The 17,732-nt window shown below is 50.6% G+C and carries 11 protein-coding genes; 4 read left to right on the top strand and 7 right to left on the bottom strand.

Going from position 1 to position 17,732, the window contains the following annotated elements:
• The 4 genes from MKY59_RS29945 to MKY59_RS29930 form a co-directional block, all read right to left on the bottom strand.
• Nucleotides 1-1,326 carry an extracellular solute-binding protein gene (locus MKY59_RS29945; protein ID WP_339275210.1) on the bottom strand — a complete coding sequence of 442 codons (1,326 nt, stop codon included), beginning with the start codon at nucleotides 1,324-1,326 and terminating at the stop codon, nucleotides 1-3.
• A gap of 122 nt (nucleotides 1,327-1,448) precedes the next feature.
• Complete coding sequence (locus MKY59_RS29940; protein ID WP_339275208.1) at nucleotides 1,449-2,240, bottom strand: response regulator; 792 nt, start codon at nucleotides 2,238-2,240, stop codon at nucleotides 1,449-1,451.
• Complete coding sequence (locus MKY59_RS29935) at nucleotides 2,215-3,993, bottom strand: sensor histidine kinase (protein ID WP_339275207.1); 1,779 nt, start codon at nucleotides 3,991-3,993, stop codon at nucleotides 2,215-2,217. Before MKY59_RS29935 ends, MKY59_RS29940 begins: the two co-directional genes overlap by 26 nt.
• A gap of 321 nt (nucleotides 3,994-4,314) precedes the next feature.
• Complete coding sequence (locus MKY59_RS29930; RefSeq protein ID WP_236413383.1) at nucleotides 4,315-4,938, bottom strand: acetate uptake transporter; 624 nt, start codon at nucleotides 4,936-4,938, stop codon at nucleotides 4,315-4,317.
• Between the two features lie 444 nt (nucleotides 4,939-5,382).
• Here MKY59_RS29930 and MKY59_RS29925 point away from each other — a divergent pair, with 444 nt between their 5' ends.
• Nucleotides 5,383-10,578, top strand: a complete 5,196-nt coding sequence (locus tag MKY59_RS29925; RefSeq protein WP_339275206.1) for an SGNH/GDSL hydrolase family protein — start codon at nucleotides 5,383-5,385, stop codon at nucleotides 10,576-10,578.
• A gap of 531 nt (nucleotides 10,579-11,109) precedes the next feature.
• Nucleotides 11,110-11,295, top strand: a complete 186-nt coding sequence (locus MKY59_RS29920; protein WP_236413382.1) for an aspartyl-phosphate phosphatase Spo0E family protein — start codon at nucleotides 11,110-11,112, stop codon at nucleotides 11,293-11,295.
• A gap of 132 nt (nucleotides 11,296-11,427) precedes the next feature.
• On the opposite strand, the gene MKY59_RS29915 is transcribed toward MKY59_RS29920, so the two are convergent.
• The gene (locus MKY59_RS29915; RefSeq protein ID WP_236413381.1) at nucleotides 11,428-12,360 is read right to left on the bottom strand and encodes a response regulator; all 933 of its coding nucleotides are present in this window, start codon (nucleotides 12,358-12,360) and stop codon (nucleotides 11,428-11,430) included.
• Nucleotides 12,361-12,761: 401 nt separating this feature from the next.
• Here MKY59_RS29915 and MKY59_RS29910 point away from each other — a divergent pair, with 401 nt between their 5' ends.
• Nucleotides 12,762-14,204, top strand: coding sequence for an alanine/glycine:cation symporter family protein (locus tag MKY59_RS29910; protein WP_339275203.1), 1,443 nt, complete (start codon nucleotides 12,762-12,764; stop codon nucleotides 14,202-14,204).
• A gap of 111 nt (nucleotides 14,205-14,315) precedes the next feature.
• On the opposite strand, the gene MKY59_RS29905 is transcribed toward MKY59_RS29910, so the two are convergent.
• Nucleotides 14,316-15,158: a methyl-accepting chemotaxis protein gene (locus MKY59_RS29905; protein ID WP_339275202.1), complete on the bottom strand. Its 843-nt coding sequence runs from the start codon at nucleotides 15,156-15,158 to the stop codon at nucleotides 14,316-14,318.
• Nucleotides 15,159-15,434: 276 nt separating this feature from the next.
• On the opposite strand from MKY59_RS29905, the gene MKY59_RS29900 reads away from it, so the two are divergent.
• Nucleotides 15,435-16,127 carry a cyclic nucleotide-binding domain-containing protein gene (locus MKY59_RS29900; protein WP_339275200.1) on the top strand — a complete coding sequence of 231 codons (693 nt, stop codon included), beginning with the start codon at nucleotides 15,435-15,437 and terminating at the stop codon, nucleotides 16,125-16,127.
• Between the two features lie 153 nt (nucleotides 16,128-16,280).
• Here MKY59_RS29900 and pepT read toward each other — a convergent pair whose 3' ends face one another.
• A complete protein-coding gene (gene pepT / locus MKY59_RS29895) occupies nucleotides 16,281-17,519 on the bottom strand; it encodes a peptidase T (protein ID WP_339275198.1) in 1,239 nt (412 codons plus the stop codon).
• Nucleotides 17,520-17,732 lie beyond the last annotated feature (213 nt).

Genomic DNA, 17,732 nt, shown 5'->3' with positions numbered 1-17,732 from the left:
TTACTTCCCGGAAATAGCCTTGTCATGCTCGGCAGCGAAGTTTTCAGGAGTCACCGCTTTGCCAAACAATGCCTGGATTTGATTCAGATGGGTTTCAGCCGCTGATGCCTGCATCTGCACATCGGCATACAAAGTAATGCTGGTTGCTTTGTTCATTTCGTTGAACAAGTCAATATACAGCTGAGGGAGCTCAAGTGAAGCAGTGTCTACTTTAGTTGCCGGGATCACACCTGCGCCGGTAACAGATTGCTCACCCCATTTAGCTACAAAATACTCTACGAATTTCTTTGCTTCTTCTTTGACTTTGGAATTCTCAGATACGAACAATCCTACGCCGGGTCCGCCTACCCAGCTGTCAACGCTTCCTTTGCCGCCTTCGACTGCAGGGAATTTAAAGAAACCGACGCTGTCGCGGAATTCCTGAGGGATTTCCTCGTTCGTTGTAAAGTTAGGAAGCTCCCAAGTACTCATGATGTACATTGCTGCGTTTCCATTCAGGAACTCGGATTTGGCTTCTTCATTGGAAAGCCCGTTAAAGCCTTTAATAAAAGCGTTGCTGTCTACGAGTGACTGTACTTCAGCTGCCGCCTTGAGCAAGCCTTCATCGGAGAAGGAGCCTTCGCCGTTAATCGCTTTAGCAAGCGCCTCTTGTCCGCCAAAGCGTTCAGCAAGGAACATGTAAATGAGAGATCCTGTCCAGCGGTCCTTATTGCCGAGCGCAATGGGAGCAACACCGTTGTCGGTAAGAGTAGTAATAACCTGTTTCAATTCATCATACGATTGCGGTGTTTCCAGTCCATACTGTTCAAAAATAGCCTTGTTGTAGAAAACAGGGGTAATGTTAAACTCCAGCGGCAGACCGTATGTCTTGCCATCGATATTGAAGGCTTCCGTTGTTCCTTCTACAAATTTTCCGCTTAAATCACCGTCCAGCAGATCATCTAACGGAGTGAACAGTCCGCCTTCAACATAAGGGGCCATAAAGCCTGCAGCCCAGGTAATGCCGACATCAGGCAATTCATTGGAAGCAGAGAGTACCTTCAGCTTGTTTTTATACTGTTCGTTGTCCAGCACTTCTGTCTTGATCGTTACATTCGGGTTTTCTGTCTGGTAATCTTGAATAATTTGATTTACGATTTTATTTTGTCCGGCAGATACACCCTCAGGCCACAGATGCATAAAGCTGATTGTTGTTTTATCGCCGTCCGAGACACCTTCATCTCCATTTGCGCTGCCATTGCTGCCGCTGCTGCCACAGCCGGCAAGCGCGATGGCGAAGCATAGCGTCATGATCATAAACGTCCACTTTTTACTAGATTTGAACACGTTTACATCCCCTTTGCTTATTGATCTTGGTCGGTTGTGAAACCGCTTTATCGACTCTAGTTGAATTGTAGCAAAGCTTTTGTAAGCGCATAACGTAACAGGCTTTGGGTGTAATACCACTTTTATTGGATTTTCTCCTCCGAGCTGGTTTGCAGATTCGCTCTATACCTGCCCGGGCTTACATTCTCCGCTGTTCGAAACACTTTCACAAAATATTTCGGAGTCTGGTATCCGACGAGCTCCGAAATCTCGTTAATGGAAAGTCTCGTATTCACGAGGAGCTCCTTGGCGCGTTGGAGTCTCTTGCGAGTCATATAATCGCTGAAGGTAAGGCCGGTTTGCTCCTTGAACAAGGAACTAAGATAGCTTGTATTCATATGAAGCACCCGGGACAGATCACGCAGGGATACCGGCTCGTTCAGATGCTGATCAAGGTAATCCATCGCTTCCCGAATCGATGTGCTGTACATACGATCCTCTTGAGCGGTCTCCATCAATTTTGGATCGACCAGCTTTTTCATCTGCTCTACTTGGTTCCGGTCCTCATAACGCTTAAGAGCCAGCTCCGCCGCCGCAACGAGCTTCTTCTTGTCGATCGGCTTGAGTAAATATTCGACTACACCGTATTTCAGCGCTCTTTGGGCGTAATCAAACTCGGCATGCCCTGAAATGACAATAACGACAGGAGGGGAGGGGGACGAATGGATTTGTTCAATCAAATCGAGCCCGCTGATTTCCGGCATGCGAATATCGGTAATGACAAGATGGGCATGATTCACCTGCAGCCATGCCAACGCTTCTACTGCACTCGATAAAATATGGATCGTGTGCTGTCCGGATGACCAAGATTCTAGCGTTTTCCGTATGCCTTCTCTGGTTCTTGGTTCATCATCCACAATGAGTATTGTCTTCATGATAAAAAGACCCTCCCGGTTCATTTGGTATCGTAAGTGCAATGACGGTTCCTTTTCCTGCTTGGCTCGTTATACGCATTTCAGGTTCCTTGGTGCTGTAGCTAAGCTTTAATCTTCCGTAGATGTTGGCAATGCCGATGCCCTTTCCTTTTGAAGAAGCCGAACGTCCTTCTTTCATGGCCGTGTATAGGGATTGAATCTTCTCGTCGTCCATTCCCGGTCCGCTGTCTTTGACTATAATCTGCGTATATCCCGGACGTTCTGATGGAGAAACCGTCAGCTCAATGCTCCCTGGGCCGACTTGCTGTTCAATTCCATGTAGAATGGCATTTTCGACAAGGGGCTGAATCAGCAGCTTGGGTATAGGAACAGATCGTAATGAAGGATCGCATGTGATACTCCAGGAGAGCCTGTCTCCCATCCGGATATTCATAATCGTCAAGTAACGCTCAGCATGCGTCAGCTCATGATCTATAGCCACCCACTCGTCCTCATCCCCCCGGTTAATGACATAGCGAAACAGACCGGACATCGCAATGACACTCTCAGCCAGCTCATCCTCTCCTTTTTCGTCGAGCGCCCAGTAGAAGGCTTCCAGCGTGTTAAACAAGAAATGGGGGTTGATCTGAGACTGAAGCGCTTTAAGCTCTGTACGGCTTTGCAAAATTTCTTTTTGATACACGACCTCTACGAGCTCATTCATTCTGTCCACCATCTGATTGTATGTGTTGTTCAGTTCCCGTATTTCAAGTGTGGCAGAGGTAACTGTACTTGGCTTTAACGTCCCGAATTTGGAATTCCGCATCACCTTAATCAAGTTCAGAATGGGCTTCGTAATCATTGTAGATAGAAAAAAGGACAGGATGATGAACAGCAGGGCGCCTCCAATGCCTGAAACGATAATGACGGTTTGAAGCAGGCTGATGCCCTCTGCCTTGTAATCTGCCGGGGATAAAATGACCAGGTTCCAGCTTGTCTTTTCCGAAGGCTTCGTCACCGTGATATACGATTTACCGTCCAGCTGAATGGAAGATTGAAGCTGGTGCGCTTGAATATTCGCGCTGATGCCTGGCATGGGAGCGATCGAAATAGGCTTGCCGGCTCCGTCGAACAGATTCATGTACTCCAGCGGCCGATTGCTGTTGGATTGGGTATCCGTGAGCTGAAAGTAGCTTTTATCGATACGTACGACCAAATAACCGGCTGCCTCAAACGACTGGTTGATCAGTCTGATGTTGCGGATCGCAACGACACTGTGAGAATCCCGCGGATCAATGCCGAACCAGACCAGTCTGCCCTGTGCTCGATCTGCTTCATCCACTAGTCCGTGTTCTACGCGCTGATCCAGCTGCACATCATCCAGCGGCAGAAGTCTACGGTATTCCTTCGTGTAAATTTCGATGGAGCGGATGGAGGCTGCGTAAGCTTCCAGCTTGCGCACCTCTTCCTGCAGGTTTTGTCTCTCTGTAAAGCTGAGTGTCCTGCCTGCGGACTCCTGAGCCAAGTAAAGCTGGACAGAAGGATCCGTCGCGACTTGAGAGGTCCAGGTATCAATTTGGCTCACTAAAGCCTCCAGCTTGCCTGTTGTCTGAATAGCGGTCTGCTCAATGTGGCTTTCCGCATTGTTTCTAAGCAGAACGGAAACCTGCTGATACAGAATAAAAGCAATGGAGCCGAGAACAAGCATCATGACAAATAGGGACCCGATAAAAATTTGATTGCGAAGTGTGTTTAAATTACGGGAATCGATCATGAGGTTCACGTTTCCTTTCAATCTGTAAGTGCTTACATTTTGATTGTTAGCGGTCTTTTAGCTTCGATGTGACGTCAGCTGCACATTCTCAAATTCTAATTCGTTCTTCTTCGTTCGACAATACCTTCATCTTCCCGATGCTTGAAAAGGAAAAGTGCTTGAATGAAATGGGGAAATGTTCGAGCATTGAACAAAAGAGGGGCGTCCCTCAGTCATCGATGATGACTGAGGGACACCCCTTCGAAAAGGATAACAGCGATCGGAAAATGGTACTGCAATCGCAGTAGCCTGGTGTGGTTTATTTATGCGGTTTCTATATTATTAAGCCTTGGCTTTGAAAATGCCGGATGGTCCACCAACGGGCAGGAACGTTCGCCCGAAGTGGGCGTTCAGCACCGAAGCTCCCGTACCATACAATGATACGATTCCGATGCACAGCTCGGCATAGGCTGCAATGGTATGGAAAATATGCGGGGCAATGCCGAAGGCGTCGAAGGTAAGGCCCAGGAACAGGAAATCGATCAGAATGAAAATGATCAGCAATACCTTGTTCGCTTCCACGGCGCCCAGCGTCATGAACAGGGTGAAGATCAAATATCCGGCAAAAGCGAATCCGAGCTGCTTGCCATCGGTTTGTTCCGCAAGAGTGGAGCCGAACACGCCCATTTTGATCAGCCAGTTTGCCCCCATCGCAAACCAGAAAAATGCGTATGCGCCAAAGGCCGTTGTACCGAAGGTGTTATTTCTTTTCGAATCTTGAATGCAAGCGAACAATTGCGCGAACGCGCCGAGGAAAATCGCCCATGGGATCGCGTAGCTAAGCCCTTCCGTGATGCCGAGCTTTTGGGAAGAGGCGACCAAAGTGACGATGGCCAGCCCGAATAATCCCATCGCGCTGGGATCGGCGTTTATGATTTTGACTTGAGTGCGTGAATCGGTTTGCATAGTTGTTGATAAGCCTCCAATGGTTCAAATCGGATGGTGCGAAGCATACATCCTTGAATGGTTTAATTTTGTATCCGCTGGGTCCGGACACACATTGCCCTATTGTAACTGAATGGTTGATGATTGAAAAGGACATTTATCGCTATGGCGGTGCTGATCCACTGAAACGGTTTTGAGCAAGAGTAATACATCAAAAAATCGGTTTTTTAATGGAAGAAGACGGAAAATTACATGTTCATTCCCTGGGAGAAAGGATAGTATCTAGAAAGTAATTTACTTTTGGTATGGGGAGGGAAGCGGGCGGGCCGATGCGGGGCCCGGAAATGACATAAATCAGAGAAGAAAAACGTTGGATACGACATATTGCAAGCGCTTACTTGTTTAGTGGTTTCATCAATTTGTCTGTAATCATTCAATCATGAGATGACGAAAGGATGGGTATTGATGATCGCGAAGACGCGACGAATCGGCTTGATCTTGCTCATATGGGTGTTTACCATCTCCAGCATGGGCTGGGGGACGATGTTTGGCATGACAACGGTAAGTGCGGCTGCTTCCGAAGGGAATGCTGCCGATGCAATCTTTCATAAATACGACTTCGGTTCGGGTGGGACGGCAGACGGATATACGGCGGTTGACGCGAGCGCTGCTTATTCTGCCGGGGCGGGTTACGGCTTCACGGATCTGTCTAAAGTTACGGTACAGGATCGGGGCACGGAAGATCCGATCAAATCGGACTTTGCCTTGCTGGCCGAAGGGGCAGGCTTCAAGGTTGATTTACCGAATGGCGATTACACCGTTTCCCTGGTGGCGGGCGACCCGCAAGGGAATACGGACATTGCCATCAAGGTGGAGAGCATGGATAAGGTGCTGCCCACGGCCAAAGCGGCTGGTGAATTTTTGGAGATGAGCTTCGACATTGCGCTGGTGGACGGGCAGATGAACTTTGAGTTCGCCGGAACGGCCGCCAAATTGAATGCGCTTACGATTGAAAGGTTGCCTGAGCGGGAGGCCGGGAGCAAACCGGTGCTGTACCTTGCGGGCGATTCCACCATGCAGACGTATGACCCGTACTGGAAACCTCAAGCCGGATACGGCCAGATGCTGCCATCGTTCTTCAGTGATGCCGTGGAGATCAAAAACCATTCCATCGGCGGACGCAGCTCCAAGTCATTTATTTTCCAAGGCAGGCTGGATGAAATTTTGCGCGCCATTCGTCCGGGCGATTACCTTCTGGTTCAATTCGGGCATAACGACGCAACGATCAGCGTTCCCGATCGCTACGCCTCACCCGCCGATTACAAAAACTACCTGAAGACTTACATAGACGGGGTGGAGCAGCGGGGTGCTACGCCAATTCTGGTGACGCCGATGGGACGCCGCGATTTCAACGCGGATACGGGCAAATTTAATGTGTCCTTCCCTGAATACGTGCAGGCGATGAAGGAAGTCGCGGCCGAGAAAAACGTGAAATTGATCGATCTCAGCGCGCTTAGCATCGCATATTACGATTCCATCGGGCCGGAGGCGACCTTGTCGGTATTCCTTCATGTGCCGGCGGGTATCTACCAGGCCTTCCCGAACGGCGCAACGGATAATACCCACTTCCAGGAATACGGAGCGATCCAGATCGCAAGGCTTGTTGCCAATGCCATCCGTGAGCTGGACCTTCCGTTGTCCGCCGCCGTCAAGGATGCGCAGGTTCCGGCCGAAGTGCCGGCCAAACCGCAGGATCTTAGAGCAGGCAGCATCAGCAACGCAGGGGCTGTGTTGAAATGGACGGCTGATGACGCCGCTGATATTTACAAAGTGTACCGGAAACTGGCATCCGAGCCGGAATCAGCCTACAAGCTGGCAGGAACGGCCACCGTGCCTACGCTTACGCTTAGCGGATTGGCCGAAGGACAATCCTACACCGTTCGAGTTACTGCCGTGAACGGACGCGGCGAATCGGAAGCTTCGGATGAAGTCGGCTTTACGACCAAATCGGCCAATTACCGTTATGATTTCGGCCCGGTCGGCTCGCCGGTAGCTGCAGGGTACACCGAGGTCAATCGGAATACGATTTATACGCCGGAACGGGGTTACGGCCTGACCTCTTCAGCCAATATGGCGGATCGGGACCGTGGCAGCGCCACCGATGACCTGCGCCGCGATTTCGTCATTTATTTCGGCGGGTCGTACGAATTCAAGGTGGATTTGCCGAACGGAACGTACTCGGTGAAGACGTATACGGGCGACTGGATCGGATCGGCCAGAACGAACGTCAACATCGAAGGCAAAGATTATGGTACCGTCTCCTCCGGCGCCCAAAATATTGCCGAAAAGGTGTTCAACCAAGTCACGGTTCAGGATGGACAGATGAATCTGGTGTTCAGCGGACAAACGGCGCATTTGAACGGGATCGAGATCACGCCCGTATTGACGGCTCCCGCAAACCTGAAGCTGGATGAATTGAACCTCGACGCCGATCCGATTACGGCTGCCCTATCATGGGAAGCGGCGGCGGATGCGGCCGAGTACAAGGTGTATCGCCAATCCCGCGGAGCCTCCAAGGCCGAGCTGCTGGCTACGACGGCAGAGACCGTCTACGTGGACAACGAAGTGGAGCTGGGCGGAGAATATGTATACACGGTTACAGCCGTGGACAGCACAGGGACGGAATCGGTAACTTCCAATGCCTTGTCCGTATCGACCATTGATTCCACCGTCGACAAAGCCGAAGTGCCTTCCGGCTTAACGTTGCAGAACATTAACAAGAACGATGCCACCATCGGCTGGAATGAAGCTGCAGGCGCACGTTCATATCAGATTTATCGCGCGGTCAAGGCAGACGGACCTTACGACCTGATCGGTCGAACCAAAGAAACGACATATACGGATTCCACGATTCTGAGCACGATTCCTTATTACTACAAAGTCGCTTCCGTCAATGCGGGCGGCGTATCGGAGCTGTCGGCCGTCCTTGAGACGCCTGTCGCAACGAAGCTGGAACGCGAGATGGAGTATTTGGATCGCGCACCGGTAGCGGTTCGGACGGATAACGGCAACTATCTCGGCTGGCGCATGCTGGGCCTCGACCCTGAATCCATTGCATTCAACGTATATCGCGACGGAGAAAAGCTGAATGAGGAGCCGATCGCGAATAGCACGAACTATACCGATGCGGAAGGAACGGAGAATTCCAAATACCGCATTACAAGTGTGTTGAATGGCATTGAAAAAGCGGCGACCAAGGAGTTCGGCGTATGGCAGGAGCAGTATTTGCCGATACCGCTGCAGAAGCCAGCGGATGCCTATACGAAAGATGGTCAGCCATATACGTACCATGCTGGCGATGCCAGCGTGGGTGACCTGGACGGTGACGGAGAGTACGAGATCGTGCTGATGTGGTATCCATCTAACGCTAAAGACAACTCCCAGGCCGGATACACGGGCATCGTGTACATGGACGCTTACAAGCTGGACGGAACCAGGCTGTGGCGCATCGACATGGGGCGGAATATTCGCGCAGGGGCTCACTACTCTCCGTTCTTGGTATACGACTTTGACGGCGATGGCCGGGCAGAGCTGATGATGCGTACTGCCGACGGCACCGTCGACGGGCAGGGCAAGGTGATTGGCGACGCCGATGCCGACCACCGCAACAGCTCGGGGTATGTTTTGCTCGGCGACGAGTTCCTCACCGTGTTTGACGGCAAGACCGGAGCTGCTCTCGATACGGTGGACTATGATCCGCCGCGTGGGGACGTGGCTTCATGGGGAGACGGATACGGCAATCGCGTAGACCGCTTCCTGGCAGCGGTAGCTTATGTGGACGGGGAACGTCCAAGCGCCATGTTCAGCCGCGGTTATTATACGCGCACCGTGCTTGCAACCTATAACTTCCGCGACGGCAAACTCAGCCAGGTATGGCGTTTCGATTCCAATGATGACGGGCACGCGGAGTATGCCGGTCAAGGCAATCATAATTTGTCGGTTGCCGACGTCGACGGAGATGGCAAGGACGAAATTACGTTTGGTGCCATGGCGATCGATGATGACGGCAAACCGTTGTACAACACCAAGCTCGGCCACGGGGATGCCATGCATTTAAGCGATCTGGATCCGACGCGTTCGGGATTGGAAGTGTTCGGCGTGCACGAGAACAAAAGCTCGCAGTACGGAATGGAAATGCGCGATGCAGCGACAGGAGAAGTGCTTTGGGGCGTATTCACCGGCATGGATACCGGACGCGGTATGGCGGCAGACATCGATCCGAATTACCCGGGATCGGAAGTATGGGCTGCAACCATTACGAATGAACAGCATATCCCGATTACCGGTCTGTACAGTGCCCAGGGGGAACTGATCTCCGCGAATATTCCTTCTTCCACGAATTTCGGCATTTGGTGGGACGGGGACCTGCTGCGCGAGCTGCAGGACGGCATTCGAGTCGACAAATGGGATTACGAAAATCAAACCACGGTGAACCTGCTCACGGCTGCGGGATCAGCCTCCAATAACGGCACCAAAGCCAATCCGAGCTTGCAGGCTGACCTGTTCGGCGATTGGCGCGAGGAAGTGATGTGGCGCAGCGAGGACAGCTCGGAGCTCCGCATCTACACGACAACGGATGAGACGGACGTGAGAATTCGCACGCTGATGCATGATCCGGTGTATCGTCTTGGCGTAGCATGGCAAAATGTTGCCTATAACCAACCGCCGCATACGGGTTTTCATCTTGGCGTAGGCATGGAACAGCCTGCAGCACCGAGCATCCGCTATGTCGGTGAACCGCAAGCCCCCGAGGATACAACCCCTCCGGTCATTTCCGGACTGCCTGCAGAGAAAATGAAGGAAGATGAAGTATTGAAGGTGGACGTCCAAGCCGAAGATCCCGAATCGGGCATTACCCAACTGGTGCTGACCTGGGATGGGGAGCTGGTGAAACAGGGTGACGAAATCAGTCTGAAGGGGCTGGTCGGCAAACACAAGTTCACTGCACGAGCAGTGAATGGAGCCGGTCTGGCCACCGAATTGTCGGTCGAAGTGACGGTCGTGACTGCGGATCAGGCAGACGGGGCACCGGGAATGCCGGTGTTGTCCGATAATAACACGCATGGAGACGGCCTCGCTGATGGAAGTTATACGATCACGATGAACATGTGGTGGGGAAACAACGGTACCGAATACAAATTGTATGAGAACGGCGAGCTGATCGATACCCAGCAGCTTGCTGCGTCGACGCCATCGGCCCAGAAGGCGGTCACGGACATTTCAGGACGAGTCAACGGCACATATGTTTACACGTGTGAGCTGATAAATGCCAAAGGGACGACCGAATGTGCGCCGCTCACCGTGACGGTTGCGGATGCATCGCCAGGCCAACCTGTGCTTTCATCCGACAATTGGGATGGCGACGGCAATTACATCATTACCATCAATATGTGGTGGGGCACCAATGCTACCTCATATCGCCTGTATGAGAACGGAGCAGAGATCGATGCACAGACGCTGACGGCAGCCACGCCTAATGCCCAAGAGGCGAAGGTGACGATCTCGGACAGAGCTCCGGGGGAATATGAGTATGTTGTGGAATGGATCAATGAAAGTGGATCGGTAAAGAGTGATGTCTTGAAAGTAACCGTCAGACCTTGAATAATCCTGATCACAAAGCGATAACGAATTGATCGGTTGGCAAATGAGGAGAAGCACCTCTCTGCAATCTGGGTCGGCCCATGCGGGTCGAATCTCGACAGAGGGGTGCTTTTTGGTCTACATGGACAAGAAATTCATTTTTCTTGCAAATGTGATGTCATAAAAAGCGACAAGTGGGTAATATTCACAGTATAGTCACATTGGAATTTGTGATCGTAATCGATCGGGTTATTACTCCATTTCTAGTATTTTGCAGCATTCGATTCATGTTGTACTTGAACACAATATATAGACGCCTATTAACGATGTGATCCCATATATGGCTATGAATGAGGGGGGATTTGGGGTTTTTCGTCATTATTTTTTGATATTATAGAGTCAAATTGTGCCTTAATGTGTTACTATATCCGTAAAGAATCTCAAAAAATGGGTGATGCAGCCGCACCCGAGCCGATGATGCCATATGTTAATCCAACCGAAGATTGACAGCAAAACCTAAACTATATCACAGTATTAAGGAGGTCTCGGGTGATGGTAATGAGTTTGGATCTGAAAAGTCAAATCGAAAAAGCGAGACATAACCTGCACATGCTGGTGGAACATAACAAAGGTGGGCTAGGGCATCCGGATGTCATTCGGCAGTCCATGGCATTGGACGAGCTGATCAACGAATATCATCGAAAACATGGAAGCAAGGCTGGGGTCAGGCCGATTTAATTTCTCATGCTAATCTTCTTTTTCATATAGCTTTATCCCAATGCGGACATGCAAATGGCCGGGAGCAGCAGGCAGCGATAGCGCTGTGCACTTCCGGTCAGGACATGTCCGCATTGTTTGTGGATGTGGCGGTCAATGCTGCAGAAGGCGTTTCGCTTCAAGGTACAGCACTTGAACGAATTTTTTGGTGTTGATCCTTGTTTGGGACAAGGATGGCTCGACGTTGTTTTGCAGCTCCAGCATTTTTTTGCGGATTTCGGTAAAATCAAAAAACTTTGATGCGTAGTTTTCGAACTTGGGATGGGTATAGTCTGTAAGCCCGAGCGAAACAACATGGCTGAGCGTTTGGAAAATGGCGCGGCGAACGCGTTGTTCGGCAGCCTTGATCTCCTTGTTGATCTCAGCGGGAGACGCGTCTGCTCCCAGTTTGCGCAAGGCAACGTTATGGAAAACATCCTTAAGGGAAGGGAACATGTACGGGGATAGCTTATGCTCTTCCGTTTCGGTTTCCTCCAGAAACTCCAGCATGTCGAGCAGGTCTTTGCTGCCCGCTTCCCCCACCATGCCCATTTCCGATAACAGATGATGTCCCGCGGTCGTAATGTTTTTTTCGGCGGCCTGTCCGCTTTGGCGCTCAGACCCTTGAATCCCTGTCAATCCTTGAAGCGTGCGCTGGATTTCCTGAATCGACTGCTGCATTCTCAACCGCTCGTTGACAAGGCGGAGTACCGATACGATCTCCAGGCGGTTGAGCGGTTTAGTAATATAGTATTCAATGCCAAGCGAGTAAGCTTCCCCGATCATGCTTTTGGATTCGATTTGCGAAATCATGACGATTTTCCCGCCGAAACGGTTTCCAAGCGCGCGGATCGTCTGAATACCATCACGCTGCGGCATAAGCAGATCGATCAGCAGGATGTCCACTTTGTTCAGCTCAAGCAGCTCCGCGTGTACGTGCATCCCGTCTTCGGATTCGCCGGCAATTTCACCCAGTCCTTCATCCTCTATAATATCACCGAGCATGGAACGGATTCCTTGATCGTCATCCACGATAAAATACCTCAACCTTCTTCCTCCTTTCTTGATCACAAGCGACCTATTTGCGAACGGCTTGCACAAAATCCGATGTCTCCCCATCCTATCTTTGCCCACAGTATGCCCTGTTTTGGCGGTGTGTCTCAGAAACATGCATACATTTCTGATGAGTGGCGGTCATTGCGCCTATCATCCTCATCGTGTCAAGTAAAGTCACAACATATGGCCGAATATCACTTTATAACAAAAATTTTGCCCATCACACGTAGATAAATGTCGATTTCGGTAGATGTTCCCGTACTATAAGTAACATCGTTACTTTAAGCATATGCGAAATGATGCAAACGGCAGTGCAGGATGTGTATATGAAAGCCCGAGAGCCGGGCAGATCGCCGATTCGAATGAATTATAGAAGATAAGGGGCAGTGCTGATGGAGCAAACAATACAAGATATCGTCATGTTTTTCAACGATTTTCTATGGTCCAAGTTATTGATTATTTTGTTGGTCGTGTGCGGGGTCTATTTTACCACGAGAACGAGATTCATGCAGTTTCGCATGATTGGAGACATGGTGAAGGTGCTTACCGAGCCGAAGAGCAAGAAGCCGGGCACCATATCGCCGTTTCAGGCGTTTTGCATCAGCATGGCTGCGCGCGTGGGCACGGGCAATATTACGGGCATTGCGTTGGCCATCGCTTTGGGTGGTCCGGGGGCGGTGTTCTGGATGTGGATCATCGCCATTATCGGTGCGGCTTCCAGTTTTGTGGAGAGCACGCTGGCCCAAATCTATAAAGTCCGGGACAACGGCGGTTTCCGGGGAGGACCGGCTTATTACATGGAACGGGGGTTGGGAAAACGCTGGATGGGTGCGTTGTTTGCCGTCCTGATCATTCTCTCGTTCGGTCTGGTGTTTAATGCGGTGCAATCCAACACGATCACCGTTGCCTTTCAAAATTCGTTTGGCACGGATCGTCTGACGGTGGGCATCATCATGGCGGTAATATTCGCCGCGATCATCTGGGGCGGGGTCAAACGCATCGCCAAAGCTTCCGAATACATCGTCATCGTGCTTGCCGTGCTCTACATCGGCGTGGCTGCCTTCGTGGTGCTGTCGAACGTCACGGAACTGCCTGCAATGATTGCGTTGATCGTCAAAAATGCCTTCGGGTTCGAGCAAGTGGCGGGGGGGACGCTCGGTGCTGCCCTCATGAATGGCGTCAAACGCGGTTTGTTCTCGAATGAAGCGGGGATGGGGAGTGCGCCGAACGCTGCGGCAACGGCCGATACTTCGCACCCCGTCAAGCAGGGGCTCATTCAGGCGTTTGGCGTATTGACCGACACGCTCATCATTTGCACAAGCACGGCCATGATCATCTTGATGTCCGGATTGTACGAAGGATCGAATTTGGGCGGAATTGAGCTTACCCAGGCGGCATTAAGCGTGCATATCGGATCATGGGCTTCCGGCTTTTTGGCTGTTATGGTGTTTCTGTTTGCTTTCAGTACGCTTATCGGCAATTATTATTACGGGGAGACAAACATCGAATTCCTGAAGTCCAATAAAGGATGGCTCTGGTTATACCGCGTTTGCGTCATTGCGATGGTCGTGTTTGGTGCCGTCGCCAAGGTGCAGCTGGTATGGGATCTGGCTGACTTGTTCATGGGGCTGATGGTTGTGGTGAATTTGATCGCAATCCTGATGCTGTCTAAAGTAACGTTTGAAGCGTTGAAGGATTACAAGAGGCAAAAGGCAGAAGGGCGGGACCCGGTCTTCACCCGCGATCGCATCCGCATTCCGGGCGAGGTTGAATGTTGGGAGCCGGAATCGCCATCTGCGGACAACAGTGATCGGAAGATCGTACTGCGCTCGTAGTGGCCTAGCGTGGTTGATTTATGCGGTTTCTATAAATTGAAATAAAGTAAACAAGACTTCCAGGAGATCCTACTTACGTAGTTTTCCTGGAAGTCCTGTTTGCATAACGGATTACTTGGCTTCAACCGTGTAGCTAATGAGTTGGTCTGCGAGCAGTTTCATACGCTCCCCGGTTGCGTTCAACTTTTCGATCACATCCGTGAAAGACTGTACAAGCGTTGCTTGTTCTTGGGAAGAAGCCGCGATCTGCGATACCTCAACCTCCATTTGTTTGATGACATGCTGCACGTCTTTCAGGCTGGCATCGATATCCGTCGTGGCTTGTTTGGCATCGATCGAGAGCTTGCGGACTTCGGACGCCACAACGCCGAATCCTGCACCTGCTTCACCCACGCGGGCGGCTTCGATGGCGGCGTTCAAGCCAAGCAGGTTGGTCTGCTCCGAAATCTCTCGAATAAAGCCGGCGACCTTGTTGATCTGACTCGAATTTTGCACGGCCAGGCGTGTGTTCTCGAGAATTTGCTCGCTGGTCGCTTGCAATTCCTCGGCATGAGCGGCAACGTGCTGCACCATGTCCACCAGATGGCTGTTAATCGCTTGGTTTTCTTGGATAATGGCTTCAAGATGATTTTGATTGGACTGATCGTAGGATGCGGAGAACACGGCAACGACCTTATTTTCGTCGTCAAAAATCGGGATGCTGAGCACGTCCATTTCGAATCCGTACACTTCTGCCGGCACTTTGGTAAGCGAGGCTTCCCGACCATTCACCAAAGCGGAGAAGTTTTTGAAGTTATCGAGGAGCGGCTCGCCCGGCTTGAAACCAAGGCTGAACTTCTCGTTGGTGATCACGTCGACTACCTTTTCATGATCATATAATGAAAGGCCGACGGGTTCTCTAAGAATTCGGCTGATGTAAGGCAGGGATTTCGTAAGAGCTTCTATAATATTCATGGCTGATGTTCCTTTCCTGGCTGGAGTGATGTCTACAAAAGGTGAACAAACTGTATATATCATCGGATAAGAGTGCGCTATCATTAACTGTATTTTAGATAAATTTGTGAATGTTTAACGTAATATTTTCAGTGAAACATCCATTTATATCGTGGTGCTGGATATAAGTTCTAATAGTAACTATTTTTATATCAAGATATTCCTATGTACATATATCAAAAACAGGACATGTGTCCATGACTGGCCTTCAAAAGATGACGCAGGAGGTTATTCGGTATGAAAGAAATATTGGACTTTCAACAGGTTCGTCGGCTTGCGAGAGAGCATGGTCTGGATCAGGTGTTGAATGAAGCTGCCATTGGCGAGTTAAGGCTGTTGGAAGCTTCCAAGGGAGAAATCATTTGTTCCAAAGGCGAACGGCCCGATCGTCTGTATTTTCTCGTCGAAGGCAAGCTTAAGATTTATACGACGTCGCCTAACGGGAAATCGTTGCTGCTTCGTTTCTCCACTCCGCCTGCTTTGGTGGGCGATCTGGAGCTCGTTAATGGCAAGGAGGCCAAAAACACGGTGCAAACGGTGAGCAAAAGCTTGCTGCTTGGTATAAGCTACCATTTCCTGCAAAGCACGTATGCCAGCAATCCAAAATTTCTCCATTTCATGCTTGGACATATAACCCACAAGCTTTATACGTTCTCCAATTTTTCGAGCCTGAACTTGTTATATCCGGTAGAAAGCCGCTTTGCCAGTTACATGTTATCCACGATGGAGCAAGGGGGACAAGTCAATGAGGAGATCCAGACCTCCCGTTTGACGGAGCTTGCCGATCTGTTGGGTACGAGCTACAGACATTTAAACCGCGTCATTTCGGATCTGTGCGAGCGGGACATCATCCGCAAAGAACAGAAAAAGATCGTGGTTCGGGATGTTGAGCAGCTGCGGGAAATCGCCGGGGGGAATATGTACGAATAATGGACCGAAACGGATAAACGGGAGCAACGTGAGCGATGCCCATGCATAAAAGCACCCCCGATCGTTGCTGAGGGTGCTCTTTGCAGGTTGCGTTGACTTGCTAGCTGGCATGCGGCATGAGGCGTGCACTGCCGAGAAAGTGAAGGACGTTGTTTACTTCGCGTCTTGTTCCTCGAACAGCTTCGCTATTTCAATAATAACCTTCGTTGCTTTAACCATATTGTCGACCGAGATGTATTCGAATTTGCCGTGATAGTTCTCTCCCCCGGTAAAGATGTTCGGCGTAGGCATGCCCATATAGGAGAGCTGCGATCCGTCCGTTCCGCCACGAATCGGACGAATGACGGGTTCGATGTCCAGCCGCGTCATCGCTTCATGGGCAATATCCACGATATGCTTCACAGGCTCGATCTTTTCCCGCATATTGAAATACTGGTCCTTGAGTTCGAGATTGACAATCTTTTCGCCATATTTGGTTTTCAGTTCGGCCACAATCGTTTGCATCGTGGATTTGCGGGCTTCAAAGCTGTTGCGGTCAAAGTCCCGGATAATGTAACTCATTCGGGTCTGCTCCACGTCTCCTTCAATCGATAACAAATGATAGAAACCTTCGTAGCCTTCCGTAAACTCGGGGGCCTCTTTGATCGGCAGACGGCTGTTCAGCTCCATCGCGATTTTGGCCGAGTTCACCATCTTGCCTTTTGCCGTTCCGGGGTGCACGTTGGTGCCGCGAATCGTAATTTTGGCGGCTGCGGCGTTAAAGCTCTCGTACTCCAATTCTCCAAGCGGACCGCCGTCGACCGTATATGCGTACTTGGCCCCGAATGCTGCCACATCGAAGCGGTGCGGTCCCCGACCGATCTCCTCGTCCGGCGTGAAGGCAACGCGGATCTTCCCGTGTTTGATCTCCGGATGCTCGATCAGATAAGCCATGGCCGTCATGATTTCGGCGATGCCTGCTTTGTTATCCGCGCCGAGCAGCGTGGTGCCGTCCGTCGTCATCAATGTATGCCCCTTGTATTCATGCAGCTCAGGGAACTCGGCGACGGACAGAACAACGTCCAATTCTTCATTAAGGACGATGTCTTGTCCATCGTAATTTTCAAGGATTTGCGGTTTGACGTTTTTGCCCGTAAAGTCAGTTGCGGTGTCCAGGTGGGCCAGAAAGCCGATGACCGGGATGTCCTTATCCGTGTTGGAAGGCAGCGTTGCCATGACATAACCGTTCTCGTCCATGGTGACGTCTTGCAGACCGATGGCTTTGCATTCTTCGACCAGATGTTTGCCGAGCTCCAATTGGCCTGGCGTGGAAGGGCAGGTTTCGCTATTTTCGTCGGATTGGGTGTCCATTTGGGCATAGGTGGTCAGTCTTTGGATTAAAATATCTTTCATCCGTATCACTCCTTCAGAACGGTTTGCAAATATCATACCATGTTTTGGATGGGGTTCGCGCGGGCCGGGTTAAGTATAAAAAGAGTAGAGCGGTAAAAAATGTCCGTACTTGTAATTATGCTGATCAGGTTCATAATAAGATATTGAATGACGAATGGGTTGTTTTCCGATCGTGTTTCAGGACATTGAAATAAATAACGATTTACTTAGGAG

Source organism: Paenibacillus sp. FSL W8-0426, from assembly GCF_037969725.1.
In the GTDB taxonomy this organism is placed as follows: Bacteria; Bacillota; Bacilli; order Paenibacillales; family Paenibacillaceae; genus Paenibacillus; species Paenibacillus hubeiensis.
Note: the sequence above shows the minus strand (reverse complement) of the source record. Positions and strands in the feature narration are given on the sequence as shown.

Excerpts from the sequence above, each read along its gene's own strand:
- MKY59_RS29910 (WP_339275203.1), top strand. The coding sequence starts at position 12,762 with ATGGAGCAAACAATACAAGATATCGTCATGTTTTTCAACGATTTTCTA.
- pepT (WP_339275198.1), bottom strand. The coding sequence starts at position 17,519 with ATGAAAGATATTTTAATCCAAAGACTGACCACCTATGCCCAAATGGAC.
- MKY59_RS29925 (WP_339275206.1), top strand. The coding sequence starts at position 5,383 with ATGATCGCGAAGACGCGACGAATCGGCTTGATCTTGCTCATATGGGTG.
- MKY59_RS29940 (WP_339275208.1), bottom strand. The coding sequence starts at position 2,240 with ATGAAGACAATACTCATTGTGGATGATGAACCAAGAACCAGAGAAGGC.
- MKY59_RS29930 (WP_236413383.1), bottom strand. The coding sequence starts at position 4,938 with ATGCAAACCGATTCACGCACTCAAGTCAAAATCATAAACGCCGATCCC.
- MKY59_RS29920 (WP_236413382.1), top strand. The coding sequence starts at position 11,110 with ATGGTAATGAGTTTGGATCTGAAAAGTCAAATCGAAAAAGCGAGACAT.
- MKY59_RS29900 (WP_339275200.1), top strand. The coding sequence starts at position 15,435 with ATGAAAGAAATATTGGACTTTCAACAGGTTCGTCGGCTTGCGAGAGAG.
- MKY59_RS29905 (WP_339275202.1), bottom strand. The coding sequence starts at position 15,158 with ATGAATATTATAGAAGCTCTTACGAAATCCCTGCCTTACATCAGCCGA.
- MKY59_RS29935 (WP_339275207.1), bottom strand. The coding sequence starts at position 3,993 with ATGATCGATTCCCGTAATTTAAACACACTTCGCAATCAAATTTTTATC.